Genomic DNA, 1,423 nt, shown 5'->3' on the forward strand with positions numbered 1-1,423 from the left:
CTAGTGTGATGCGTCAGAAAAGGCGGTCTTAAGTCTGCTGCTAGTTTTTGGTGCTGGGTGGGCTGATTCTGGTGAGGTAGTCGGCGAGGGACTTGAGGATCTCGTCGGCGGTCTTGGTCCAGGTGAACGGCTTCGGGTTCTCGTTCCAGGTGTCGATCCAGGCGGTGATGTCCTTCTCCAGGGCTGTCACAGAGGTATGGACGCCGCGGCGGATGAGTTTGTCGGTCAGCAGGCCGAACCAGCGCTCGACCTGGTTCATCCAGGAAGAGCCGGTCGGGGTGAAGTGGACGTGGAAGCGGGGGTGTTTACCCAGCCACGTCTTGATCTCGGCGGTGTTGTGGGTGGCGTAATTGTCACAGACCAGGTGGACATCGAGTCCGGTCGGCACGGCCTTGTCGATCCGGATCAGGAACTTCTTGAACTCGATGGCGCGGTGGCGGCGGTGCAGTTCCGATATGACGGTGCCGTCGGCGATGTTGAAGGCGGCGAACAGGCTGGTTATCCCGTGCCGGTAGTAGTCGTGGGTGCGGCGTTCGGGCATGCCCGGCATCATCGGCAGTACCGGCTGCGAGCGGTCCAGCGCCTGGATCTGGCTCTTTTCATCGACGCAGAGAACCACCGCCTTCTCCGGCGGATGGTGGTAGAGGCCGACGACGTCGACGACCTTGGCGACGAACTGCGGGTCGGTGGACAGCTTGAAGGAGTCCTGCAGGTGGGGCTTGAGGTCGAACTTCTTCCAGATCCGCCCGACGGTCGATCTCGACAGCCCACTGTGCTTCGCCATCGAGGCACGCGACCAGTGCGTGTCCTTGCCCGGGACGGACTCCAGAGTCGCCACGAGTACGTCCTCGACCTGGTCGAGCAGGACCGAGGGCGGCCTGCCGGGGCGGGGCTCGTCCATCAGCCCGTCCAGACGCAGGGTGATGAACCTGGAGCGCCAGCGGTTCACCGTCGCGTGAGCGATGCCGAGTTCCGCCGCGACCTCCTTGTTCGTCCCGCCCTCCGCACACCGCAGCACGATCTTCGCGCGCAGGGCCAGGAACTGCGCGGTCTTCGCCCGCCGCGCCCAGCGCGTCAGCTCCGCCCGCTCAGCTTCGCTGAGCACCAGGTCCGGCTTGCGCCGGCCCGGCCGCGGCTCATCCACCAAGCCCGCCAGCCGCCGGGCCACGAACCGCGAACGCCACTTGCGCACCGTCTCCACGGAGACCCCAGAGTCCGCCGCCACAGCGGTATTTGACGCCCCGTCCGCACAGGCCAGGATGATCCGCGCCCGCTCCGCCACACGGGCCGACGCCCCGCCACCCGCCCAGCGCAGCAACTCCGCACGCTCCTCAGCAGACAGCACGACTTCGACAGCACGCGGGCCTCTGTGTGACATAAAAACAGCCTACAGACTTAAGACCGCCTTTTCTGACGCATCACA

1 protein-coding gene is annotated in these 1,423 nt (G+C 65.4%); it reads right to left on the minus strand.

Going from position 1 to position 1,423, the window contains the following annotated elements:
• Positions 1 to 40: 40 nt before the first annotated feature.
• The gene (locus WA762_RS35370; RefSeq protein WP_335941695.1) at positions 41 to 1,378 is read right to left on the minus strand and encodes an IS630 family transposase; all 1,338 of its coding nucleotides are present in this window, start codon (positions 1,376 to 1,378) and stop codon (positions 41 to 43) included.
• Between the last annotated feature and the right edge of the window lie 45 nt (positions 1,379 to 1,423).

Source organism: Streptomyces tyrfis, from assembly GCF_037034285.1.
Taxonomy (GTDB): Bacteria; Actinomycetota; Actinomycetes; order Streptomycetales; family Streptomycetaceae; genus Streptomyces.

Excerpts from the sequence above, each read along its gene's own strand:
- WA762_RS35370 (WP_335941695.1), bottom strand. The coding sequence starts at position 1,378 with ATGTCACACAGAGGCCCGCGTGCTGTCGAAGTCGTGCTGTCTGCTGAG.